The sequence below is a fragment of the Bacillus sp. FJAT-28004 genome (assembly GCF_001280845.1).
Taxonomy (GTDB): Bacteria; Bacillota; Bacilli; order Paenibacillales; family Paenibacillaceae; genus Pristimantibacillus.
In genome coordinates, this window is the sequence record NZ_LGHP01000001.1 from 1,210,408 (window position 1) to 1,236,109 (window position 25,702).

22 protein-coding genes are annotated in these 25,702 nt (G+C 39.0%); 16 read left to right on the forward strand and 6 right to left on the reverse strand.

Going from position 1 to position 25,702, the window contains the following annotated elements:
• Positions 1–52: 52 nt before the first annotated feature.
• Both AC787_RS05000 and AC787_RS05005 read left to right on the forward strand, forming a co-directional pair.
• Entirely contained in the window at positions 53–616 is a 564-nt protein-coding gene (locus tag AC787_RS05000) for an RNA polymerase sigma factor (RefSeq protein WP_235560905.1), read from the forward strand.
• On the forward strand, positions 606–1,289 hold the full coding sequence (locus AC787_RS05005; RefSeq protein ID WP_161807515.1) for a DUF4367 domain-containing protein: 684 nt from the start codon (positions 606–608) through the stop codon (positions 1,287–1,289). The genes AC787_RS05000 and AC787_RS05005 overlap by 11 nt, the downstream gene beginning before the upstream one ends.
• Positions 1,290–1,616: 327 nt before the next feature.
• Here AC787_RS05005 and AC787_RS05015 read toward each other — a convergent pair whose 3' ends face one another.
• The 3 genes from AC787_RS05015 to AC787_RS05025 all read right to left on the reverse strand — a co-directional run bounded on the left by AC787_RS05015 (position 1,617) and on the right by AC787_RS05025 (position 3,549).
• The gene (locus AC787_RS05015) at positions 1,617–2,783 is read right to left on the reverse strand and encodes a tyrosine-type recombinase/integrase (protein ID WP_054023770.1); all 1,167 of its coding nucleotides are present in this window, start codon (positions 2,781–2,783) and stop codon (positions 1,617–1,619) included.
• Positions 2,784–2,789: 6 nt separating this feature from the next.
• Complete coding sequence (locus tag AC787_RS05020) at positions 2,790–3,188, reverse strand: hypothetical protein (protein ID WP_054023771.1); 399 nt, start codon at positions 3,186–3,188, stop codon at positions 2,790–2,792.
• A 145-nt stretch (positions 3,189–3,333) separates the two neighbouring features.
• A complete protein-coding gene (locus AC787_RS05025) occupies positions 3,334–3,549 on the reverse strand; it encodes a helix-turn-helix domain-containing protein (RefSeq protein ID WP_235560906.1) in 216 nt (71 codons plus the stop codon).
• Between the two features lie 306 nt (positions 3,550–3,855).
• On the opposite strand from AC787_RS05025, the gene AC787_RS05030 reads away from it, so the two are divergent.
• Complete coding sequence (locus AC787_RS05030) at positions 3,856–4,944, forward strand: hypothetical protein (RefSeq protein WP_054023772.1); 1,089 nt, start codon at positions 3,856–3,858, stop codon at positions 4,942–4,944.
• A 225-nt stretch (positions 4,945–5,169) separates the two neighbouring features.
• On the opposite strand, the gene AC787_RS05035 is transcribed toward AC787_RS05030, so the two are convergent.
• The gene (locus tag AC787_RS05035; protein ID WP_054023773.1) at positions 5,170–6,396 is read right to left on the reverse strand and encodes a site-specific integrase; all 1,227 of its coding nucleotides are present in this window, start codon (positions 6,394–6,396) and stop codon (positions 5,170–5,172) included.
• Between the two features lie 81 nt (positions 6,397–6,477).
• On the opposite strand from AC787_RS05035, the gene AC787_RS05040 reads away from it, so the two are divergent.
• The gene (locus AC787_RS05040) at positions 6,478–7,026 is read left to right on the forward strand and encodes a hypothetical protein (protein ID WP_054023774.1); all 549 of its coding nucleotides are present in this window, start codon (positions 6,478–6,480) and stop codon (positions 7,024–7,026) included.
• A 245-nt stretch (positions 7,027–7,271) separates the two neighbouring features.
• Here AC787_RS05040 and AC787_RS05045 read toward each other — a convergent pair whose 3' ends face one another.
• A complete protein-coding gene (locus AC787_RS05045) occupies positions 7,272–7,985 on the reverse strand; it encodes an MT-A70 family methyltransferase (protein WP_082360632.1) in 714 nt (237 codons plus the stop codon).
• 727 nt (positions 7,986–8,712) lie between these two features.
• Here AC787_RS05045 and AC787_RS05050 point away from each other — a divergent pair.
• The 5 genes from AC787_RS05050 (at position 8,713) to AC787_RS05070 (ending at position 14,496) form a co-directional block, all read left to right on the forward strand.
• Complete coding sequence (locus tag AC787_RS05050; protein WP_054023775.1) at positions 8,713–10,266, forward strand: alpha/beta fold hydrolase; 1,554 nt, start codon at positions 8,713–8,715, stop codon at positions 10,264–10,266.
• A gap of 118 nt (positions 10,267–10,384) precedes the next feature.
• Positions 10,385–11,131 (forward strand): stalk domain-containing protein, encoded by a 747-nt coding sequence (locus AC787_RS05055; RefSeq protein ID WP_054023776.1) that lies wholly within the window; start codon positions 10,385–10,387, stop codon positions 11,129–11,131.
• Between the two features lie 137 nt (positions 11,132–11,268).
• Positions 11,269–11,871: a hypothetical protein gene (locus AC787_RS05060; protein ID WP_054023777.1), complete on the forward strand. Its 603-nt coding sequence runs from the start codon at positions 11,269–11,271 to the stop codon at positions 11,869–11,871.
• An 87-nt stretch (positions 11,872–11,958) separates the two neighbouring features.
• Positions 11,959–13,218, forward strand: a complete 1,260-nt coding sequence (locus AC787_RS05065; protein ID WP_054023778.1) for a PQQ-binding-like beta-propeller repeat protein — start codon at positions 11,959–11,961, stop codon at positions 13,216–13,218.
• Positions 13,219–13,302: 84 nt separating this feature from the next.
• The gene (locus AC787_RS05070; RefSeq protein ID WP_054023779.1) at positions 13,303–14,496 is read left to right on the forward strand and encodes an RCC1 domain-containing protein; all 1,194 of its coding nucleotides are present in this window, start codon (positions 13,303–13,305) and stop codon (positions 14,494–14,496) included.
• A 379-nt stretch (positions 14,497–14,875) separates the two neighbouring features.
• Here AC787_RS05070 and AC787_RS05075 read toward each other — a convergent pair whose 3' ends face one another.
• Positions 14,876–15,349 carry a JAB domain-containing protein gene (locus tag AC787_RS05075; protein ID WP_321166101.1) on the reverse strand — a complete coding sequence of 158 codons (474 nt, stop codon included), beginning with the start codon at positions 15,347–15,349 and terminating at the stop codon, positions 14,876–14,878.
• A 232-nt stretch (positions 15,350–15,581) separates the two neighbouring features.
• On the opposite strand from AC787_RS05075, the gene AC787_RS05080 reads away from it, so the two are divergent.
• The 7 genes from AC787_RS05080 (at position 15,582) to AC787_RS05110 (ending at position 24,731) form a co-directional block, all read left to right on the forward strand.
• Positions 15,582–16,616, forward strand: coding sequence for a hypothetical protein (locus AC787_RS05080; protein WP_054023780.1), 1,035 nt, complete (start codon positions 15,582–15,584; stop codon positions 16,614–16,616).
• A 147-nt stretch (positions 16,617–16,763) separates the two neighbouring features.
• Positions 16,764–17,045 (forward strand): hypothetical protein, encoded by a 282-nt coding sequence (locus AC787_RS05085; protein WP_054023781.1) that lies wholly within the window; start codon positions 16,764–16,766, stop codon positions 17,043–17,045.
• Positions 17,046–17,294: 249 nt separating this feature from the next.
• Positions 17,295–18,791 carry a type I restriction-modification system subunit M gene (locus AC787_RS05090; RefSeq protein WP_054023782.1) on the forward strand — a complete coding sequence of 499 codons (1,497 nt, stop codon included), beginning with the start codon at positions 17,295–17,297 and terminating at the stop codon, positions 18,789–18,791.
• On the forward strand, positions 18,781–20,091 hold the full coding sequence (locus AC787_RS05095; RefSeq protein ID WP_054023783.1) for a restriction endonuclease subunit S: 1,311 nt from the start codon (positions 18,781–18,783) through the stop codon (positions 20,089–20,091). Before AC787_RS05090 ends, AC787_RS05095 begins: the two co-directional genes overlap by 11 nt.
• Before the next feature lie 15 nt (positions 20,092–20,106).
• A complete protein-coding gene (locus AC787_RS05100; protein WP_054023784.1) occupies positions 20,107–23,178 on the forward strand; it encodes a type I restriction endonuclease subunit R in 3,072 nt (1,023 codons plus the stop codon).
• A gap of 21 nt (positions 23,179–23,199) precedes the next feature.
• On the forward strand, positions 23,200–24,246 hold the full coding sequence (locus AC787_RS05105; protein WP_054023785.1) for a protein kinase domain-containing protein: 1,047 nt from the start codon (positions 23,200–23,202) through the stop codon (positions 24,244–24,246).
• Positions 24,247–24,272: 26 nt separating this feature from the next.
• Positions 24,273–24,731, forward strand: coding sequence for a hypothetical protein (locus AC787_RS05110; RefSeq protein WP_054023786.1), 459 nt, complete (start codon positions 24,273–24,275; stop codon positions 24,729–24,731).
• Positions 24,732–25,702 lie beyond the last annotated feature (971 nt).

Consider the following 25,702-nt stretch of genomic DNA (forward strand, 5'->3'; position numbering starts at 1 on the left):
AGTGCAGCGAAAAATGCGCTCAGGTCGTCTAATAGGTGGAGGTGATAATTCAGTGAAGCCGGCCGGCTCGAATAACAAGGAAAATTTCCCGAAAGATCCCTCTCAAGCTCTAGAGCAGCTGATGGAAAGCTTTGGCTCGACGATCATGCGCACCGCTTATTTTTATACCGGCGATCGGCATTTTGCCGAGGATATCAGTCAGGAGGTATTTCTTCGCGCTTATCGCAACTGGAACTCGTTTCGTGGAGATAGCGCGGTTAAAACCTGGTTGACGACGATCGCTATCAACGTTTGCCGGGACAAGATGGGCGTGCGGATGTTTACGGAACAGCCGACCGATCCCAGCCTAATGGAGCGGGGACGGATATTCAACTTGGAAGAAGAAGCGCTTAAAAAATTGCAGAAAAGCGAGATTTTGCGGCATATGCTGCGTCTGCCTCTGCCGTATCAGGAGGCTTTGTATTTATATTATTATCTGGACTTGGACACACGGGAAATTGCGAAAGCGACGTCGTCGCCCGAGGGTACCGTGAGAAACAGACTGCACCGGGCGCGCGAGGCGTTGGCTCGGGAAATGCGCAAGGAGGAGACAGCCGATGACGGACATGGAGCGTAATTTACGTCAACATTTGCAAAAGGAGTCGGATGATATGTTGTTTTCTAGAATGGAATTAAGCGATAGCGTTAAACAGAAGATCAGGAAACAAGCCGCCACGGAGCAGAGAGGCCGCCCCCGATTCGTTCTTCCGAAAGCCTGGCTTGCTGGAGCGGCAGCGCTGGTCGCAGCAGTCGTCATAGTGACGGGATTGCCGATGCTGCAAGAGCCCGCCGCAGTCCCGACGCCAACGGATAATTCGTCGGGAATCGTGCTGCCCGGAAACGGAGGAGCCACAGGTTCGGAGTTGTCCCAATTGATTACAACTCCGTTAGGAACGGCGGAAGCAGCGAAAGCAGCTTTCGGTTCCGGTGTGCTTGTTCCTCAAGTCAGCCCGGAAGGCTTCAAGCTGGCTGAGATCGTCGGCGTGGGAATGAAGGACCAACCGCTCAGAGATTTAAACTTCACATACGGCTCGGGTGATAAGACGGTGACGTTCAGCGCGAGCCGCATGCCGGCGGCGTTTCCGACGGACCTGTTCACACAGACCAAAGTGGGCGGAGCGGACGGCTTTATTTTCGAGCAAGCCGAGTTCACGGAGCTGTTCTGGGTGGTTGACGGCATTCAGTATGGCGTGTCCGGTCCGATTTCGGGCGACGAGGCCATGAAGGTAGCCGAATCGGTGGAGCCTTAATGAGTTGATGCGTGTATATCGTGAATGAATTGAACGCCCCACCCGTCGAATGCTAGATAAATTGGGGTTGTGTAATATCCACATACGGGAGAGCGCATCGCTGGCAGCGATGAGGTCAGGGGTTCGATCCCCCTAGGCTCCATTCTTGAAAAACCCTTGTATATCAAGGGTTTTTCTGTTTTTATCGGATTGGATATATCCACTGAAAACAGTCCGCGGTAACAATCCGGTAACATCCGGTAAAACACAGATGCAAAAGCACTTAAAATTACCAGAGATAAAAGTGGAAACAATAAAAAAAGAACAAGCTCATGACTTGTTCCCGAATTACTTGCTTGTAATTTTCTTTGGATTTATATTGTCTCTGTATTTTTTTAGAGCATCCAATTGCATTCCCTTACGGACATGCTGATAAATGTCATTTGTAACGCGTGTGGAGCTGTGTCCTAGTCGCGATGCGACAATTTTGGAATCAACGCCTGCAATCATTAAATGCGTAGCATGAGTGTGGCGCAGTTCGTGAAACGTTACTCGCGTAACCTTCGCTTTCTTAGTCAAACGGTCAAGACTCCTACGCAGGTTGCTTGGATTTACAGGCGTGCCGATTCTGGTAGGGCAAACCAAGTTGAAATCCTGATACAGACTCTCGGCATATTTCTTGTCGCGTTCAATAGCTCTTTTTTGAGCCTCCAGCACTTCGATGATTTCATCATCGATTTCTACTGCCCGACGGCTTGCATGTGTTTTTGTGCCGTGATGGATGGGATTTTCTCTGTCTAGTTGATTAAGCGTTTGCACTACTTGAATGGTTCTATTCTCAAAATCAACAGCGTCCCAAGTAAGCCCAAGAATTTCAGCCTCGCGCATCCCCGTATTTATACCTAGATAAATGGCGCAGTATTGAGGGTCGCCGTGTGCGGCATCTAATAAGGTATACATTTCTTCCGGCATCAATATTTGATGTGGCTTAGAGATTGCAGCAGGCAGCTTGTAGGCGGCTGTAATATCCTTTAGTATTTTCTCATCCCTATAAGCTTGTAGCATAGCCATTTTTAATACCTTTAGCGTATCGTGAATGGTACGGCTCGATAGAGCTGTTTCCCTCTCCAGCAGCTTTCGGTGTAGACCAGTAAAGATGTCCTTGGTCAACGTGGCTAGCTGCAACATGCCTAAATGCTCGTTAATATGCTGTATCCTCTGCCTGTAAGATTGCAGAGTCACTTTTTTTAAAGTTAATTCCTTTTCCCCTATCCATTTCTCCAGCCAAACCTTTAAGGTCATTTTGGATGCTTCAACGTAAGTCCCTTTGATTTGACTGTTTTTAAAAGCGATAAAATCTTTGTATGCTGACTCTGCGTCTTTATAACCTCCGTATTTCTTTTGTTTTCGTTTTCCTGTTTCAGGATTGATTGTGGACACCAAGAAATAGAATGATTTTTGTCCAGTGGTATCATTGCGTTCATAAACTCCAGTGAATTTCTTTGAGCGTCCCATATCCGTTTACGCTCCTATTGCTGTTTGGGCTTGAGATATGCGGACATGGCAGCAATTTCCTCCGCGCCGAATTTGACAAGCCTGCATAAACACCTGAAACAATTCGTTTTCCCACGTTCCAATAGCCAAATAGAGAGAGAATGAACGGTCATTATTGTAAAGATGTAATCCGGCTTGAACCAAATGAAGATACGAACTCGGAAGAGCGCTGTGTTTCTCCGTTTCAAAATACCAATCGTAAGGTCCATGCTCGTCAGATACCGGATTGCCGTTACAGTAACTGAAAATAACAGGATGGGCGACGACATAGAAGCCCGATTGATATTCCATATCGGCTATTCCAATGGGGTATAGTCGTAAAAGTTGTTTAAAATTGCTCTCATGTTCATCGTTTACAAAGTACATGGATTAGCCTCCGTTTTAGATTGCTCGAACAATGATGTCCGGCAGGGCTTTGTTTTTTGAAAAAACAAAGCTTTGCTCGTCGTGTAAACAACGAGCCATAAAAATTTGTTGTATGATAGTTGAATTTGAGGCTATGTCAACATTTTTATGCCGGTGAGCATTGCTCTCCCTCGAACCACCGCAAGAAGGAGTCTCTGCAAATCCGAATGCTGCGACCAATTTTTACATAGTGAAACTCTTTTCTTTCAAGCTGTTTATAGGCTTGCACTCTACCGATGCGAAGAAAGTTTTCTACATCCTTGACTGTCATGACTTCGGGTAAGGCTTCTTTGTTCATATATGTTCCAGCTTTTTTGGACATTGTGGTTACCCCCATTTGTTTATGTATCTGATTTTCCAAGCATTATTATTGGGTTATATAGGATTTGACTTGGCTACTCCGAATTGAGTTTGATCATGTTACCAAGAAAAACAATCAAATAGCAACGTACTTTGGGGTGTTAACCTAAATATTTATTTTTCTCGTATATCTTGTGTTTTGAATTTTTATATGCTAAAAAGTCCATGTAAGCATGTAGTAGAATTCAGGGAAGATTCAGAAGCGATGGGATTTAACGAGTGTAAAGGATGATAAATCTTTCCTCCAACTATGGGGAGGTCATTTATCGTGATATTGAGAAGAGGTAAAATAAAATATGAAAGGGAAATCAACCCTATCACAGGAGAACAGGAAGATTTTGCAAAGGTACCTGTGGACGAGGATACTGTAATTAGCGTTGATAGTGCCAAAGCCATCGAAGAACGAAAAAAACAAATGAAAATCGTGGCATATCGGAAAAAGGGCAAGCGAAAAGAGCCATTTGTACAAGCCATGCCAGCTTACGAAAAGAATATCGTAGGAAAATATTCGCCTGAAATGCTGGAGTGTCTGTTCAGAACACTGCCTTATATGAATTACAATGGTGACAACATTGTGAATGCTGGTAATTTAATTAAGGTAAATGGCATTCCTGCAAACGATACGTCTTTAGCCAAGCTTTGGGGTATCTCGCGGCAGACTGCGATAAAGTATATCGAACAGTTTATCGAAGATGAAATTTGGGAAAGAAAACAGCCTGAAGGATATGTTGGTAATGCTTACCGCTTTAAGAAGAATGTGTTCCTGAAAGGTGCAAAGGGCGATAAGGATTATTTCAGTAAAAAAGTCGTATTGGAAGGGCTCAGCAGGATGATGGATGAAGCGGATAGGGAAAGAGATCGTATTATGACGCGACCTTACACCAGTAATGAAAAAGAGTTTGCCAAATTAACATCCTGCCATCCGATCGCTTTACTTGGAGCGCTACTGATTAAAACAGATTATAAGTCTTTTTTTCTAGTTAATAATGCTTCTTTGGATGTCATTGTGAAACCGAACGAAACGGTTGTGGAAGTTCTGGATTCCAGCCATAAGCGACGGCGCTTTAAGTTTTTGAAGGTTTATGAGATGTGGAATTTATACTCCAAATCCAATACGAATAAGTTGACCGCTAGGCAAAAGTTGGAGTTAAATGCTTGTTTATATATTTTGAAGCGGATAAAAGCTTTGGGGAAATGGGAGACAGGGAAATCGGAATATTACATCATGAATCCCAGACTGGTATATATATCGCCCAATTTAAAATGTGATGAGAAATGGTACTCCGTAATCGATAGCTTATTCAAGTTAACCGAAGCAAAGATGGGTATAAAAGAGAAGAATAAACGCCTGCCATAAGAAATGGGATGGTTTCCAACGATAAATTTCAGTTGGAAACCATCCCATTTATTTATTGTAGGTCAACATTTTCAACAAAACTACGTAGTTTCTTTAACATGAATCAACAAAACTACGTATATTCTTTTACATATGAAATAGCTGAGATTCTGTTGTCATGGGAATTGAGGGCATGGGGGCACTTTATTAGTCATTGTGTGCTATGCAAATCGAATAGTCGTTCGTTTAGAAATTTTTATATGGTGAGGTAGCATCATTCCTTGAGTGACCTAATAGCTGGCTTAAATATTGATTCATCAACCATCTTTTTTGTCGTTTTAATAACTGGTCAGGAACATATTTAGGCGAAAGAGTACCATTTCTCTGTATGAATGGATTTAGCTTTACGTCTGCACTTACAAACTGCATGATGGCAGCAACGAGATGCTCCTTACTCCAATCTTTGATTTGACGACTATGCCAGATCAATCCTGCTTTTCTGAAATCATGGACAGAGCAAAATTTTACATGACCGTGCGTGGCACAGCTTTTAACGAGTTTTCTGACTTGTTTTTCGGACATTCGACCCCAAATATTGGTTTGTTTATTTGGAAAGTAAACCTCCAACTGTTTAAGTTTTTCCATGACAAAGGGAGGCAGAGGAGCCATGCGAGGTCGGTTATTCTTATTCTGATTCTTCTTATTTAAACGAATGCATTGTTTGTCATAGTCAATCTGATCAAAACTGATTTTAAGTGTCTCTGATAAACGAGGACACCCATAAAGCAGGACACAAAGAAGCGTTTCTTCATATAGGCTGTAAAGCCTGGCTGCTTGCTTAACGATGATTTGAGCTTCACGAAGGGTATAACCTACCCCGCCTACACTTCCCCGCCTACGATTAGCTTTTCGAGCGTCTGGAATCATGCTGCGGTGCTTATCATTTACTAACGAAGCATGACCCTTGATGCCTGCTTTATGAGATGACTCTGCTAATTTACGAATTGCGCTTACATAAGCTGATATCGTCTTCGCTGACCGATTTTTATCTAATAATGACTGGATGAATCCACCAACCATGCGCGGCTTTATATCGCGTAATGTCTTTACATGATCGAAATTCTCATAACAGTATTTAAGAAATGTTCGACAGCTTCTTTTATAGCGATCAAATGTTACCGATGACCAGATGCCTTCTACACCTAGTTTTCCATTGTTACCTTTTTTAGCATCACGTTTGGTTTGCTTTTCGTCTGAAAAACGAGTTACTTTGGAATTGGCGATCATGACTTTATCCATGTCGGCATGCAGCTTAATCAGTTCTTTCTTTTGTTTACTGGATAAGTGGTTGATTTTTCGTTGCTTATCGCTTACAGTTTTTTTGCAGCTTCTTTTTTGACGTATTTTAAAATATTTGCTTTCATCAACTCTATTATTTGCTAGTGCATGTTTGAATTCATCTATTTGCGTCAAATCTATTTTTAACACCTCCTTTACTGGCGGCATTATACATCATATTTCTAAGTTTTCATTAAAATTTTAGGAGTGACTGAAATGGATTTTACGATACATGAACTGAAATCTAGCATTTATTCATTTGAACATTCAAAAATCATTGATGCATCTTATTTAGTTTTTGGTTCATTTAAGCTTCGATCTAAAAGAGGGAAGGATACTGAATGTTATATTGTAGCAAAATATTATGATGACAATTTTCAAGAAACTAAAGTAGATATTGCGCATCACAGACATATACATACTCAAAAATTTATTGATTGTTATAAAGACATCGTTGACCAAATTAATATTGAATTATTGAAAATGCCCTATGTCAGTGAAATAAAACAAGAAGATAGCCTTTATCGTTTTCCTAAAATTAAAATAACAGGGCATAGAAGCTTAGAAGGAGATAAACATGAATTTACTTTTTGTATGGATGATTTAGAGGATAAAAATTACCTTATGGAAATAGATAAAGTCAATGGTAATTGGGAATATTGGGTTCGTTCTTTTTTTAATAATTGCTACCCCTCAAATATCCGAAAACATATTTTTGAACAGATTAAAGTTACAAAACCTTACAGGAACTATTTCGTTTATTAATAGGAATATTCCCGACTAACAAGTACACATGAAAAAGTTGGAACATGAAAGATACCAAGCCTTAGATGATCCGTCTTAAATAAATTCCCCCTCTACCTGCCTTATAATGAAATATCGCTGCTGCGCTACTTCATCAACGTCAGATAAAGGGGGAGTATGATATGCTTTCTGTCGCTATGCGATATTCGCTTGAAAACTTGCTACGCTGCTCAACTGCTCCGCTTCTAACTTCCTATCATTGTGTCCTATAGTTCAATATCGGAGTTAACCTCATTTCCCCAAACATCCCATTTGCGACTATGCCTCTTTCTGGCAAATAATTCGAGGTAAGGTTCCCAACTCACTTTTTCAATGATCTCAAAAATTTCATCCGGCTTTTGTGAGTGTCTTCTTCTTCGAGCGTGGATGAAAGTCTGCCCCTGAAGCCTTGTCCCATCCTGCAAAAGCTTATATGGAAGATTTCCTTTTACAGCAAATAGGCAGTGTTCCGTTTGTCCTCGATGGTATTGCCCCAAGCCAATTCGATCCTTTACCCAAGTGATCATGGTAATGTATCGAAAGCCCCATGCTTCAATACATTCAAGTCCTCCTTGCAAGAAATTATTAGTAACCCACAAATAAAGGTGGCAATCGTCATAGGCAAGCTCGTTTATAGGCAGTGCTTTGATTTCTTCTAACGACATTAGCGGATAATGTTTGTCAGCGCCGCGCTTTATCTTGCCGCCTCCGCGTTCTTGCCATGGGGGATCAAGAAGTAGGGTATGATATCGAATTTTTTGACCGCAGCGAAGTTGTTCAAAGAATTGAGCGTATTCCTGTCTTTCTTTGAGCCGCTGATACGCCGTTTCATAATTGCCCAAACTAAGAACGGTTTTTTGCTTTACTTTTGCTTTTTCACGATACGATTCTACCAATGAATAGTAATACGTACCTTGTACTTTTCTTTTTTTGAGGAACATTTTTGACACTACAACCCCTTGTTAAATATCGTAAAAATGACAAGATTTGACCCTACAATTATATAGTCGGGGAGAGCATCTTTCAATATTACATGCTTTAAATCTCCGGAAAAAGGCAATAAAAAAGCATCCAGGCATAAAAGGGCTACACGCTGATTAAAGGCAAATAGAACACAATATACTAAAGCAAGAGGCTTCACCTTCCATTGTTACGAACCTTACGTGGCGTGGTGACAAATTTTCCAGATCCTACGTAAAAGCGAGGCTCTTTTTCATGCGCATGTGAACGTGCGCGGAGCAGTTCGAAAAAATCGGGGCGCTGCCCCAAGACCCGTCCTCTCCGGAGGCAGGTGGTCTATGCTAAGACCACCGTACCAAAGGATTTGGGGCTAATGTGGGATTCAAGGGTCAAGATAAACTCGCGTTGCTCGCCCTTGACTCCCTCAACATGCCTGCCTTATACCATACTGATCATGCTATTGCTTTTTTTTATTTTGGAAGCAAGCTGAGCGATAAGCGCAGTATCCTCAGCCGTTATTTCTTTTACGGTTTTAACCAAGGAGCGTATTGCCTGATAACGCTGTGCTTCTTCTTTACTTAGTTTGGAATATCGGGTGAAAGTCGCTAAAGCATTGATGATAGAAATTCGCGATAAATATAAATGGTTACTTGCTCTCGGGAGTATGGTACTTTATTCCTATAAATATGAGATTATCAGGAGGGTAATATGCCGTTCGTACAAGTGAATGATATTAACATGCATTATCAAATCTATCATTCTGAATTTGCGTTAGATACGCTTGTTCTTGTTCATGGACTAGGGCTGAACATGGACTTATGGGAGCCTGTTATTCCATTTTTCATTAAGAACTACAAGGTTGTCATTTTTGATATACGTGGACATGGCAAAACAGAGAGAGGCGAGTCTACCCTAAGTTGGGACCTGTTTATTGAGGACATATATGAGTTATTCGAACAGTTGCAGTTAAAATCTGTCCATCTTCTCGGTCATGGTTTCGGAGCAAATCTGGCGATCAAATATAGTCTAAACCACAAAGAACAGATAAAAAGCCTTGTATTACTTGCTGTGCCTGCATTTTATCCGAAAAAATCAATTGACGCATTAATTGACAGAAGAAAACAATTATCGAGCAGCGGCTCTATGCTACCTCTTGCACAAAGCATGGCAAAGGGAATCACAATGGAGCCTTTTGATAGTTATCTCTTTCAAAAAATAGTTATTGCCTATACCATGGTTTCTCCTGAAACCTATTTTCAAGTCTTGGATCTTTACTGGGTTTCTCCACCTGGAAAAGACTTTGAATTAATGTCTCACCCTGCCCTATCATTAGTGGGTGCTCACGACCCACTTTATTTAACTTCTTACACAGTAACATCTAGGATTCTTATAAAAACGCGGTTGTTGGTCATGCCGCATTCGTCGAATGCAGTCTTTATAGATCAACCTGAGCTAACTTTTAAATGGATTAATGAGTTTATTATAAACCCACCAGTAGAAAGGGATAATTATGCACCTTTGGAGAAAGGGTCACCAGAGCATGTTATGAGTTATTTTCATGAAGTGTACGAAGAGGGGATTAAAAAAATAGAGTCACTTGAAATCATACAGATCGATTTTTTATCAGCTTTCCGAGTGACCATCAATGGTGAAGAAAAATTAGATGGCTGGAATCAACGATACGCCAAGAGTTTGTTACTATTTCTCACCTTTAATCAAACGGCAACCCGTGAGCAAATATGCGATGCCTTATTTCCTGATGTTCCATTAAAGCAAGCTCTGAATAACTTGAAAGTTTACTTGAATTATTTGAAAAAGCTTATTGAGACTGTGGAATCAAGCAAGTCCATCTTAATGCTTGATAAAGAGCATGTTGCTTTGCGGGGTAGCATCCGATCCGATGTACTGAATTTAAAAAATGAGTTGAGAAAAGCTCAAATCGAAGAGAACCCTCAGTTAAAATTAAAAGTGAGCAAAGAAATTTTAACCTCTCTGCCCGAAACCTTGCTACCTGGATTATATGATGATTGGATTAACCACTATAGAAATAAGCTTGAAAATCAGATTGTTAAAGTAGCAAAAGAAGCTGCGGAAATTGAAAAGGATCAATGGAATTTACAGAGCAGCATCTATTTTCTAAATATCGCGCTCAAGTATCATCCTGATGATGAATGGTTGTATGATCAATCCATCGAAATGTACGAAAAGCTGAAACGAGGCGTAAGCGAGCAGAAAAGTAAAATTAAAAATAGGAAACGGTAATGATTAGCCTCTTTATTAAATCACTGTAACCCTAGTGTAACCATCAAAAATGTATAATCAGTTGAAATCACGGTACAGCATTGTTGCTGATTAACTTACTCAAGAGGAGAGAAGAAGAATGTCAAAAATGAAAAGAGTTAAAGATGTCACAGTTGGAATAGTTCTCGGAGGTGTACTGTTTTCTGGTGTGTCTTATGCTGCATCTGCGACGAGTATTGATGTGAATTTTCAGCCGCTCAAGTATTTTTTTGATGGAGTTGAGAAGAAAGCTCCTGCAGACCAACAAGGTTTTATTTACAAAGGTACGACTTATGTACCGCTGCGCTTTGTTTCAGAAGCCCTAGGTAAAAAGGTTGGTTATGACGGTCCTACAAGTTCTATCTATGTAGGTAATCAAAAAGAAGGCTCTTTCACGTATATAGAAGATATGAAACCTTTCTCTAGCAGTGGCAATACTAATGTAACAGTTAGCAATTTTGTTACGAATACGGGAACTCAATATGGTCATGGATTTGAACTTACATATAACGGTGGTTACGTGACTAGTTCTTACAATGGATTTGAAAGAGAATATTTATTGAATGGGAATTACAAATCTTTTCAAGCGATTATAGCACCCAAATCTTCATGGAGTACGGCTGGAAATCAAAACGATTTTGCAGGTCAATTGAAAGTATTTGCCGATGACAAAGTAGTATTCGAAAGTGGTCCAATTGCATCTAATATCACTGATCCCGTAAAAGTTAATATTGATTTATCCGGTGCGATCAAACTAAAAATTCTTTTTGAAGAAACACCAAGAACTGACTTAGGAACTCCATCAGGCGGACTTGGTTTGTTAGATGCTAAATTTTTTGATAATTAAAATCTGTTTAACAAAATTCCACTGGAGTAAATTATCCTTAGGGCATAATGTTAGAGTCCATTACTCAAGTGCATTATTGGGATTACTTAATGTTGGTTTTACCAGCTATAAATTTTAAACAGAAGGGAGTCTTTCAAATGGGAAATCCTTGGATCGGTCGAAACTTTAGATTTTTATTAGTCGTGCCCTTTTTTGCCTTTTTTTTTGTAAGCTTAATTATAATGATGTTTACAGGCTTGAATGGAATGGGTTTAGTGATTGGAATAAACATCATACTTGCTGTAATCGGTTTTTTGCCTACAATTGGGCTTGATATTATGCTAAATAAGAAAGCGGCAGCCAAAATACAAGCAAAAATAAACGAGGCACCAAGCGTAATAACAGCTGCATATTCACCAGATGAAGGAAAAGGTCATCTTGCAATTTCGAATAATTACGTTGTTTTCGTAAGAAAAAGCAACATTTATGCTTTTCCGATCTCTTCAATCGAACGATTCGGAATGGGTTTAGAAGGAACAGGTAACTTTATCACAAGCTTTAATAATGCGGCTGGACTAAATCTTGCCAGCACCGTTGAAGCAAAATTAAGAACCTTCTACATAACAGGAACAATAAATAATCAAGATTACTCCTATTTATGGTCAGTACCTAATAAAAGTAAGAAGTTGTTTAAAGCACTTAAAGGTGCTGGACAATTTTCAAGTGGTAGGATCGGCATCGTTTTCAGGTATAATGAGTAATCTCTAAGAATGAGCGTTTTGCTTTTCGAAATGCTCGTTCTTTTTTTGTTATAGTATCGTGATACCTACCAAAAAGGGGATTGTTGAATGCGAATAAAAATTTTTTTAACCGTGTTACTAATAGTATCTTTTTTTCTAAGTTCTAATATTGGAAATATTGCATATGGGGTTGATAACGAAATTCCTGTGGTTAAAAGTGAGGTGCAAAAAATATATGAGACAACATTGAATTCTGGTAGAGTGGATGGATTTGTCGATCTTGAAGCGTCACACAGTTTAAAGAATAAAACAGATTTCTTTTCTTCACGATACAATGGTGGCTATGGTGGAGGAGATCCTAAGGTGCACGTCTTTGGTCTTGACCCCAAAACAGGAAAACAGATTTTTAAAAATGTTTATAATGATAATGCTTATGGACAATATTTAGGACCTGATCATGAGTATATAGCCAGATATTTCTCCGGAAAGGAACCTAACATTAGACAAAGTACATTATCATTAGGTGACAAAGGACAGCCTAAATGGAAAGTGACTCTGCCTCATCTTTTTACCGATATGAAAGAGGATGGGAATTTTTATTATTTTAGAAGAGGTATGGATAAGGATGAAAAACCTGAAGTTATTAAATACTCGCGGAATGGTACGTTGTTATGGAAGTATTCTTATTTAAATACCGAACATTATATTCCGGGTTTGCACGTAGATTTACAGGGCAGAACGGTAATCTTTTTTGAAAAAACGTCAAAAGATGTAAAGAGTAAAATTGTTTATTTATCTACAAACGGTAAAAAGAAGTATGGATTTTTTTTAGATAAAGGTTTTGTTCATAGTTATTTAGCGAGTGATCAGATTTTTGGACCAGACGGTTCCATCTATTTCAAAACATGGAATGTGGACACGGAGAAATACAGGATACACGCCTTGGACCCTAACGGTAAGCTAATGTGGTCAAAAAATACAGATACCTTGGGTGACTTACAAGTTGGATCAAATGGAACACTTTTTTTTGTTGAATTCAAAGGTAATGGTACACCTGGCATAATGACAACTTTAAGAGCTTATAGTAAGCAGGGCAAAGAATTGTGGTCTTATCAGCGACCTTATATTTCTCAATCTAATCATTCTATTATTTTTAGTGATTATAGTACCATTTATTTTGAAGGTGAAGAATTGGACTTAAAGGGAAGTTACATACGGAGATTTTTAAATGATTCATATATAAACTATTATGAGTCTACGTCAATAGCCACAGACGGAACATTGTTTTTGTTTAAAGACATGAAACATGGACTTGTCGGCGACGCTACAATAAATATAGAAAAATATAAATTAAAAATATCCAATTGAGAGAACTGCTTCACGGTAGTAAGCTGATTGAAATCGAAATCTGTGTTTATCAATTGATAAACTACATTAGGAGTGATAGGTATTTTGAGCCGAAAAGCAATTTTAATCATTATGTCATGTGTGATCGCATTTGGAGTCTGTAGTCCGGTATACGCTCAACCGAAAGCCAAGATTATTGCCCTGTCCATCTCCTACTATGGGTTTAATTACGCTCTGAAAGACGATGGCACGGTTTGGACCTGGGATAAAGGCAAGGCTACTCAGATTAAAGGACTGAAAAATATCGTCAAGGTCGTTGCAGGCTGGAGTCATACGATCGCACTCGACATGAACGGAGATGTCTGGACTTTCGGCATGAACGATGTGTCCCAATTAGGCAATCGCAATGTAACCCCCACTTCTGATATTCAGAAGCCTGATCTTAAAGATATCGTTGATGTCGGAATTGGCTTCAAGACTTCATATGCGCTAGGAAAGGATGGTCGTGTGTGGGTATGGGGGGCTAATGTCTTGGCTAACAACTTGCCGTTAGAAGTTCCCGTAACGATACCTGGCGTAACGAATGTTAAAGCCGTTGCCGGCGGTGATAAAATCATTATGCTGAAAAAAGACGGCACCATATCCATGTATCCCGGTAACAGCACAGGCGCAAGCTTCATTCAAGATGGCAAACCAGTGTATAAGCAGGACGGCGTACTTGTAGAATCTAATTTTGACTATTCTTACTTTCTCTTCAACACATTTATTGACTTTGCAAGCGTCGATCAAGTAAAAAAACTTCAGAAAATAACGAAAATTTGGTCCGATGGCAGCACCTATTATGCCTATCGCTCTAACGGACAAATATGGAGATTTACAAGCTACCACCAAGAACCAAGAGTTGCAGAAGATGAAACACAAATGATAGATACCTACAACCCGAAAATCAAAGAAATAAGTAGTAAAACCGACGATTTAACCGTGTATTTATATTATGACGGTACGGTTAAAACGTCCGCACTTTCAAACGAACACACCTATTTTCCCAGCGATGGTCCTTATAAGGGGAAAGAATACCGTACTTACGTGCTGGGCATTGGAAGAGTTAACACGCCGCTTGACCTCAATCACAAAAAACGTTATGTCGTCAAAGGATTGAAAAATATCGTAGATGTTGCTTCTAATTTAGATGGAGGCTATGCGCTCGATTCAAGCGGTAACGTTTGGGGCTGGGGAGATCGGGTCATAGCGAATTGGAAAAGCCAAGATGTCCCTGCTATCCTTCCTTTCTTTAAGTAGGCAATCCATTCAAAGAAGAATAATCGATTTAGTGTTTTTGAACATGAATAGTAATAGTTGCCCTGAAATTTTCTCTTTTTAATATACATTATTGACACTACATTTCCAGATTAGATTAAATGTATTCGACTTATTTTGACACTACAATTATATGTTTTGAAGGGAAAGCAATGAACAATGATTTCATAATAACACGTAAAAAAGCACCTACCTTCTAAGTGCTACATGCTGCCATTATCAAAATTTGAACACTTATACTAAAGCAAGAGGCTTTGCCTCCCATTGTTACAAACCTTGCTAATGCAAGGCTATCGTGGCGTGGTGACCAATTTTGTGTTCAAGAGAGAAGGAACTTATAGGTTCCTTCCGAAATGTATAATTACATTAAACAGTGTTCTTTCATGCTGTAATAGTTTTCTTCAGAAACGATAATCGAATCGATCAACTCTATCCCGATAATTTCACCCGCTTTTTTAATGCGTTCCGTAATTTCGCGATCTTGCTGCGAAGGTGTACAATCTGAGCTGGGATGGTTATGTGCGAAGATCACACTAGCGCTTGAGCTAAGGATAGCGATTTTAAACACTTCACGAGGATGAACGATAGCTGAATTGAGGCTACCGATTCCAATTGTTTGTATACAGTTAATTTTGTTTTTCGTGTCCAAGCAAATGAGAATACAGTGTTCTCGGTCCTCGTCACCAATAAATTCTTTTGCTATTTCAAAGGCATCTTTTGGATTGCGGATCACATTTGTTCGGTACGATAAGGTAGATTCTTTTACCAGTTTCAAGCTAACAACGTTTAATCTTTTCATTTTTGTTGATTTTTCAAGTCCTTGGGTTAGTTGCACGATATGCATCCTCCAGATTTTTATAGTTGTCTTTGGTAAATCCGCGAATCACAGACCCGCAGCGCACTGTACCTGTTATAAAACAGATAAAGCTTGTCCGAAAAATGAATTCTAGGACAATTTAAACGATAATACGAATGCATTATAAAACCAAACGAATGATTGTCAACAAAAAGATTGACAACCGTTAGTTTGGTTTTATCATTTAAGCACAGAAAAGAAGGTGATAAAGTTGTATCAATTTATGAAAGAATTAGAAAAAATGAAGTGTCCTCCACTCATCGTTAAAGAACGTGAGCTTTCAGCTGATAGCCATATTCGCAGAAAGTTTATGCTGGAAGAGGTAGATGTTCGCCCTAATTTTGCTAAGGAGTTTTTGGAGCAAGGTTACGTCATATTTCCGGTATATCGAGATAATCGAATTTTACCATTACAGTTCGGGGCGAAATTTTGTGATTATCGAGTCATTAACTATGGTGATGCTTGTGAGATAATTCAGGACTATGGAAAGCGTGAAATGAATCCACAGGACACAAGGTATATGAAACCAGCCGTTGATAATCCCAAATCCCGTTCCTTCCGCTTCTATTATGATAGAACGGAAGGTCGATACAAGCAGGAAAACAATGAAGACAAGTGGCAGTCAAGGTTAGCTGAGATTAATGCACTTAAAGAAGACGAGACTGTAAATGATTTAATCTGGTTGTATTATGATTTTTATGATGATTTCTGGTTCAATCGAGCCCAATGTAGAAAAAGATTTAATTTAGATAACAAACCGACCCATTTGGATTATATGAACTATATCTACTACCTTGATTGCCAATTGGAAAATGTAAAGGCGTATACGCTTCTTCTCCGCATTTTCAGTGAACTTGAAGAAGATGAATATCAATTAACCGTTCAGATGGTGGATTCACTTGAGCAACATATCGAACAATGCCGCCTGTATCTGCATGGTCAGGAGCTTGAGGCAAGATTTGATCCTAAGAACGATACCTTGAATGGAAAGTCGACAGAAAAGTTGCTTAAGCTTATAAATGTTCTGTTCAAGCCTGGGTATTTTGTTGATCCGTTAAAAGAGAAGTTATACCCCAATATCGGACAGATTTATGATCGCGTCCAATTAAGCAGAATTTACAATAGTCTCGAGACACTACGTGAGAAGCAACATAATATCATCATGAAGGCGAAAAAAGCATTTGAGTTACAAGGAAAGACAGCTCTAAAAACGCTAACCGACTATCCCGTTTATTTTGTTAACTAAGTTATTGCAGATGGCAGCTCTATGTTGGTTACGCCGCATACATTTCTTTTCAAGGTCTTCTGAGATAGCTTAATATATGATACGATAAGACTACTTTCATAAGATTGCTAATTAAATTGAAATGGGGAAATACTTAAATGCTTCGCTTTGAAAAAAAATGGAACAACCGTAGATTATTTTCTTCATATTGATCACAACTATCATTTCTATATTCAATTTGTCAAAGGAGAAGCTTGTTATGGTCTCTGGAGTGAAATTGAAAAAATGAACATTCCAATGTATATTTTGGAAGATGGTAATTTTAAATGGGGCATGGCACCATTTGATATTCCGAAATTTGTAGAAAAAAATGCATTAGGGCGTATGAAAAAGCTGTATAATTTTCACTTAAAAGACCTAAAGGAGTCCGATGTAATATCCCCAGCTTAATAAGCAGTTTTATTAGCTGACAAAGTGTCGGATGATAATGAGCTTGTGTGACGTTAAGCCCTCTCTTAGTAGGGCTTTTTTACTATGTATGCAGGAGACAACAATTCTCGCGTCGAATATATGATGATGCTGTTTTACAAGAGAATTTTCGACAAAAAATGTGTAAAGTCAGAACGAACGTTTCCTGACAAACAGTTGTCGTAGCACTTTGTAATAATCATAGAAATACACAACGGAGGCAAAATACGAATGGCTAAAGAAAACTTAGTTACTAGCATGGAAGATAAATTATGGGCAGCTGCCGATAAGCTCAGAGGCAGTATTGCTGCTTCCAAATATAAAGACGTTGTACTTGGCATCATTTTTCTTAAATACATCTCTGACCGCTTCGACCAACGCTACAACGAGCTGGTTGAGGAAGGTGACGGATTTGAAGATGACCGCGATGAATATGAGCGTTTCAATGTATTTTTTGTTCCTGAGAAAGCCCGCTGGAAATTCATTATAGAGAATGCAACGAAGCCGAATATCGGTCAAGTCATAGATGAAGCTTTTATCGCGATTGAGAAAGAGAATAAAATTCTTGCAGGGGTATTGCCGAAAATCTATTCTGGCGCAGATATCGACCAACGCAGAGTTGGTGAAGTCGTGATGGTGTTCGAAAACTCCGATACGCTTCTTATTGAAGAAGACGCACTTGGTCGTGTCTACGAATATTTTCTTGGTAAATTTGCCTTTATGCTCGGTCAAGGCGGCGGTGAATACTATACGCCGAGCAGTATTGTTAAATTGCTTATCGAGATGATTGAGCCCTTAGAGGGTACAATCTATGACCCATGCTGCGGCTCTGGCGGTATGTTCGTTCAGGCGCAAAGGTTCGTTAAAGCACATGGTGGTAATGCCTTTAACCTGTCTGTATACGGTCAAGAATTAAATGCTGAAACTCGCAGACTTGCAACGATGAATCTTGCAATTCGCAGTATTGAGGCGAATCTTGGTAGCACTCACGATGACACTTTCCATGGCGATCAATTCAAGGACGAGAAGTTTGATTACATCCTTGCTAATCCGCCGTTCAATATTAGTGACTGGGGGCAAGATAGCTTGTTAACAGATGCACGCTGGAAATGGGGCGTACCGGCTAAAGGCAATGCCAACTATGCATGGCTTTCTCATATGCTTACGAAACTGAAACCATCCAAGGGCGTTGCCGGAATCGTTCTGGCAAACGGTTCTTTATCTTCCCAAACATCGGGTGAGGGTAATATACGCGCACAATTTATTGAAGAGGATTTGGTCGATTGCATCGTTGCCTTGCCGGATAAGCTGTTTTTCACAACCGGTATTCCAGTTTGCTTATGGTTTTTATGTCGCGGTAAGAAACGTAAAGGCGAAGTTCTCTTTATTGATGCGCGTGATAAAGGTACAATGATTAGCCGCAAGTTGCGTGAGCTGGAAGATACGGATGTTTCATTGATTGCGGATACCTATCATAAGTGGCTCAAGAATGATGGCTATGAGGACGAAATCGGCTTCTGTAAGTCGGCTAGTCTTGAGGAAATACAAAAGCATGATAACGTACTTACTCCAGGTCGTTATGTTGGTGTGAAAGAGATCGAAGACACCGAACCGTTTGAGGAAAAAATGGAGAAACTTGTAACCGAGCTTGCAGATTTGATGTCGGAGTCTTCTGTGCTGGATGAGAAGATTAAGAAGAATCTGGGGGCTATTGGGTATGAGTTTTGAAAATGAATCAATAGAAACTTATAAGAGACTTGGCATTAAGGAAATTACTGGTGAATGGAAAATCAGTCTTCTAGAAGATGTTACTCGAAGAGTAAAAGTTGGCTTTGTTGGTTCCTGTGAAAGATTTTATTGCGATGAAAAAGATGGTATCCCAATGATCCGTACAACAAATCTTAAAGAACATGGTATAGACAATTCAGATATTAAATATGTAACAAAAGAATTTCATGAAAAAAATGTGAAATCTCAACTGAAGAAAGATGACATTTTGGTGGCAAGACATGGAGAAAACGGGAAAGCATGCATTTACAAAGAAACTACTGAAGCGAATTGTTTAAATGTTGTAATTATTGAACCTAATGAGCAGAGAATGAATTCTTTGTTTTTAAAATATCTATTTGATAGTTCGATTATAAAAAACCAAATTTCAATGACTCTCGTTGGTTCTGTACAAAATGTAGTAAACACAAAATCTATCGCCAAGTTATTAATACCAGTACCACCAAATAGAGATCAGGATAAAATTGTATCAATTCTTTCCGCTCTCGACGACAAAATCGAACTCAACAACCGCATGAACAACGTGCTGGAGCAAATGGCTCAGGCAATCTTCAAACAATGGTTTGTTGATTTTGAGTTTCTGAATGAAAACGGAGAACCCTATAAGTCTAGCGGTGGCGAGATGGAATTGTGTGAAGAACTGGGGAAAGAGATACCAAAGGGCTGGAGGTTCGGGCAATTAGGAGAAATAGCATCATATAGAAATGGAAATATTAATCCAAATCAAATTCCAGTAGGTACTCCTTATGTTGGTTTAGAACATATTCCACGTAGAAAATTGGATCTAGATTCCTTTGGTGATTCTAGTGAATTAGGGAGCAATAAATCATGTTTTGAAAAGAACGACATTCTATTTGGAAAGCTTCGTCCTTATTTTCATAAAGTTTCAATAGCACCCTTTGGTGGAGTGTGTTCAACAGACATTATTCCTATTTATGTGAAGAAAGAACATTATTTCGGACAATTAGCAATTACCTTATTTAGTGATGATTTGATTAATAGTGTAACTCAAAGCTCAAATGGTACTAAAATGCCTCGTACAAACTGGAAGGACATATCTCAGTATGAAATTATATTGCCTGATGAACAAACGAGTGGGAATTTTACAAATATATTCAGAGATATTACAGAACAGTTTCAAGTTCACTTTAAGGAGTCTGAAAGATTATTTACCCTTAGAGATACCCTACTTCCCAAGCTCATGTCCGGAGAAATCGACGTTTCCGAAATCCAATTATAGATTGGCGGTGAAACCATGTTTACTGAAGATAGCTTAGAATCAGTCGTACTCGAACTACTGCAAGACGAGTTAAACTATAAGGTTCAAAACGGCTATGATCTTGTTCGTGACTACCATACGGTTGTTCTAGAAGAGAATTTGCGTGAGACGCTTTTTATGCTCAATCCAACTTTGTCAGCAGAAGTCATAGAAGCTGCATTTCGGAAGCTTCTATACATTGATGGTGCTAGCCTGGTTTCAGCCAATCAACAGTTTCACCGTTATCTCATTGAAGGTGTTCGAATTGAAGTATACGGGGAGGACGTCCCCACACGTATCGTAAAGGTGATTGACTTCGACCATCCGAACAACAATAATTTCAAAGCAATTAATCAGTTCACTATCATTCACAAGTCTGAGAAACGACCAGATGTTGTTGTGTTCGTTAATGGATTGCCACTAGTTGTTATTGAGTTGAAGTCAGCTGTACGTGAGGATGCAACAATTCAGGATGGCTATCTTCAAATCAAGACGTATCAGGATATGATCAAGCCGCTCTTCCACTATAACGCCTTTAACATTATAAGCGATGGTGTGAATGCAAGATTCGGCTCCATTACAGCTGATTATGATCGCTACATGCAATGGAAACAGATAGATAGCCACACTCCTATTGTGGATGAAGCACACATTGCTCAAATTGGTACTTTGATAAAGGGGCTTTTGCATAAAGAACGTTTACTTGACGTTATCCGTAATTTCAGTTTCTTTGCTGGAGGCAAAGCCAAAATTATTTCTGGCTATCATCAATATTTCGGTATGAACAAAGCAATTAAAAGTGTTGTTCGTGCGGTTGACGGGGATAAGCGCGGGGGGGTAGTTTGGCATACGCAAGGATCAGGGAAATCATTTTCAATGGTGTTTCTATCTGCTGGTCTGATTGCTCGCTTGAACAACCCTACTATCGTTGTAGTAACAGACCGCAACGATTTGGATGAACAAATACATGGGACATTTAGTAGCTCGGCAGAGTATCTCCGTCAAGCTCCTGTTCGCGCAGAGTCGCGTGAGAATTTAATCGAATTGCTGGAGAATCGCTCTATTGGTGGTATCTTTTTTACAACGATTCAGAAATTTACCGAGGAAACCGGCTTGCTTTCGAATCGCCACGATATTATTGTTATTGCGGATGAGGCGCACCGTTCCCAATATGGTATTGATCCTGATATCAAAATTGATAAAAAGACGCTAGAAGCTGAGCTTGTCTACGGATACGCGAAATATTTACGAGACGCACTTCCGAACGCGACATTTATTGGATTTACAGGTACGCCAGTAGACTCTAATGATAAATCGACCATAGGCGTATTTGGTGAACTTATTGATGTATATGATATGACACAAGCAAAGCTAGACGGAGCTACCGTGGATTTACATTATGAAAATCGTCTGGCTAAAGTGCATTTGGATGAAGGTATTCTCGACCAGATTGATAGAGAAGTTGCAAGTATTGAAGCTCAAGGTCTTACTCCCGAAAAGATTGAGAAACTGAAAAAAGACCTTGTCACGATGGAAGCTGTCATTGGTGATGAGGATAGGCTGAATTTAGTTGTAGACGATATTCTCGCCCACTATGCTATCCGCAAGGATATGCTCAAAGGCAAAGCGATGATTGTTGCTTATTCTCGTAAAATCGCCTACCGCATGTATCAGCTCATTAAAGAAAAGTCTCCTGAAATTGGCACCCAGATCGGTCTGGTTTTGAGCGATAGCAACAAGGACACGAATCAGGAAATGAGAGATATTATCGGTAACAAGCAGCATCGCCAGACGCTTGCCAATCAGTTCAAAGACGATAATAGTGAGTTGAAGATCGCCATCGTCGTAGATATGTGGCTAACCGGCTTTGATGTTCCAAGCTTAGACACCATGTATATTGATAAAATTATGAAAGAACATAATTTGATGCAAGCGATCGCAAGGGTTAATCGTGTGTTTAAAGATAAGCAAGCCGGACTGATTGTTGATTACATCGGGCTTAGCAAGTATTTGAAGGAAGCACTTAACACTTATACAAGCCGTGATAAAAACGGTATTCTAGAGATTGAAAAAGCTAAGGAAATCCTCATGACGGAAGTAGAAATTCTAGAGGGGATGTTCCATGGCTTTGATTTCAGCAAATATATGAATGCAACGCCAAAAGAACGATTCGAATTAATTCAAGATGGCGTAGAACATGTGCTTAAAGAGCGTACGAAGGAAGTATTCCTTAAGCATGTAGCAAGACTCCAAAGTGCGTATAATATTTGCGCGACCGCTTTGGATTTTACCGTTCGGGTGCAAGTGAGCTTTTTCATGGCGGTAAAATCATTTATCGTGAAGGTAGAACGTGATGGAATGCCAGATGTAGAGGCGTTCAAGCGAAAGATTACAGCGATGATCGAGCAAGCCATTATTAAAGACGGCGATGAGGTTGTATCCATCTCGGCTAAGAAGGAGAAGAGTCTTCTATCTGTCGAGAATCTGGAAAAAATCATGGCTATGAAGCGAAGAAATGTCGCAGCAACAATCTTGAAGAAACTGATTGACGATAAAATCAAATGGTTCGAACAGACTAATATTGTTCGATCTGGATTTTTCTCTGAAAAGTTGAAGAACATTGTGGAACGGTACAATCAAGTGGAAGACATTAACGTACTAATTACACAGATGATTGATATCGCCAAAGAAATTGAGTCAGCAATCAACGAAGGTATTGATATGCATCTATCACCTGAAGAACAAGCTTTCTATGACGCTTTAGCAAAACCAGAATTGGTTAAGGAGCATTATCAATCTGACGTGCTTCGGGAGATGGCGAAGAATCTTATTCAACTGATATCTGAGAACAAGACACCAGATTGGTATAAAAGAAATGATGCTAAAGCAAACATGCGATCACTTATCAAACGCTTGCTTAAAAAATACAAGTACCCACCTGATGAAATTCCAGAAGCGACCGAGCTTGTGATTAAACAAGCGGAGTTGCAGATGAAGTACAATTTGTATGAAACAGGCTTGAATAAACACACTCATTCCATAGCTGCTGAAAGTAAAGGATTATATTGATCAATCGAGGGGATTGTTATTATGAAAGTGAAAATCAGTCATCCTAAGATTATAGAAATGTTGTCTAAGAGCCTTGCTGGAGATGAAAGCCCATTTCCACGCAGAAGTGGACCTAATCTTGTTAATTTTTTTAGTGAGTTTGGATTCAAAGATAAATACGGTAGTGGATTTCCAACTAGGTGGAGATACGCTGAGGAAAAAATGAATGAACTTATATCAAAGGGCAAGCTTGAGGATATTTTAAAAAAAGCTTTGTCTATTGATGAGTTAGTAAGCTTTAATGAGGTTGGCTTAGGAGAGGTCGAGAGGCTTCAGCTTGAGATTATACAGTATATCAATAGCAATATATTCAATTTAACAGACCGCTTTATTGTGAAAATAAATAATGATATTAAGATAGTGAATAAGGAAGAGATAAAGCCACTAGGTGAAGGTTTCTTTGCTGAAGTCTACCCGCTCATTAAAGAGGGTAAGAAGTATGCAGTAAAAAAATTAAAATCAGAGTTTTGGTCAGATTCAGAAGCCTTGCATCGATTCAAAAGAGAATTTGAATTGATGGGCAAGTATAACTCATGCAAACACACGATAACCGTATATGAGTTTAATGAGAAAGACCATTCCTTTTTAATGGAATATGCGGATAATACCTTAAAAGAATTTATTAATGAGCAACACCATACGATGAATCTACAATGGCAAGAATATGTATGTGAAGGAATTATGCTTGGCTTAATGGAAATGCACCCTGAAACAATTCATAGAGACTTAAGCTATAATAATGTTTTAATGATAAAAAATGAGCCTAAATTAGCTGATTTCGGACTTGGGAAGGATAGTACAAAAAACTACTCGTATAATACTATAACGGAAAAAGGCGTAGGAACTGCTCATTTTACTGACCCAATTCAGTTGAATAATATAAAGGATGCAAGTATTCAGACGGATATTTATTCATTAGGCAAGATAATTGATTTTATCTTTAATGGAAGTGTCGTTAGTAGTGAACATAAATATAGTAGTATTGTCTTGAGAGCTACAAACAGAGATTTGTCCAAAAGAGTACCGTAAATGAACTTTATGATGCTTTTATTAACTTGAAAAATACTGAGATTAATTATGATCCAGTGGAAGAATTAATACAAATGGTTGAACAAAAAAGTATCGTATCTGAAAAGATTTATAATATTTTTACTCGGAAGAATGCGGGCATTATTCTTACTGACTTAATATTGGTTAACTATTCTGCCGCACTAGAAATTTTTGAAGTGTTTAGTATGCAATACGAACACGAACTTGAAAAAATTTTTAATGATATGTTTGATAATTTAAGGGAACGGAAATTATCATTTCCCAGCTATGATAATTTTGGTCGATTTTCAATGAAAATGCTTCAAGAGCTAGGAAGTTATTCTGAGGCAACGGTTATCTTATCTGATATATTAGAATACGTAGGTTTAGGTGTTAATAGATATTCTATCCAAAGACTTATCAGTGAAAATAGAAATAATAAAAGTATTCCATCAGTTATTAGAAATAGATGGGACTCCAATTAAAAAACAAAAATGAGGCAGAGTTCTTGGCATTGGTGACAAATATCAATAAAGCGGAGAGAAACTCAAGGTTACAAACACAAGCAGATTGTACTTATAAAACCATGATGACAAATGGAAAGAAGTATATCTAATTAAACACATACGGAACAAAAGAACGAGTTCATTCAAATATTGTTAGTCAATACATGCAGTTTGATGAAAAATCCGCAAAGCAATTATTGGAGATATTGAAAAATGAGGTTGGTTTGTAAGAAAAGGGTTATTAGCTCCAATCATTCTACTTTCACAATTCACTCTAAGGTATCTTTACGGTAACAATGTGGTAACAAAATACCGATAATAACCAATATTTAACGATAACCAGAAATAATACAACACGCTAAAAACCTTTACCGGATAAGGCTTTCGGGACTTTTCGATAACCAGCAATAACACGAGGCGAACACTGGCAGCGATGAGATCAGGGGTTCGATTCCCCTAGGCTCCACCAAATAAACAATTCAAACTACTTCTGCTGAAGTGGTTTTTTTATTGTTTGGTGGACTGATCGTCGTACTCGATATGTGTTAACTGCCAGTATAGCGAGACAGCGCTCTGTTTTCATCAAATTAATATTGCCCCCGTAAAGGATAAGACTACCTCATTGGAACTTTATTGCAACACTCGTATGATAAGATAAGTCCCCAATATACAAATCGTGTTCCGGGAACTTATTACAGGGTTAAAAGAAGTAGTGAGATTACGTTATTTGCACGTACGCTTATCGCTCTTTGAATCTTGTTATTTTTTTGAGCTCGTGAAAACGCTAACATCGGGTCAATTGTGGACGGATGCGCATTTACAAGACTGGACATATGGAATAGTAGAGGTGATGCGGCAGCTAGTATAAAAGCGGGAAAGTGTTGTCAGGCCACACATGAGGGGTTCATATCGGGTAGTAAAGGATCACTTTTTTTGTGCACTACATAAAA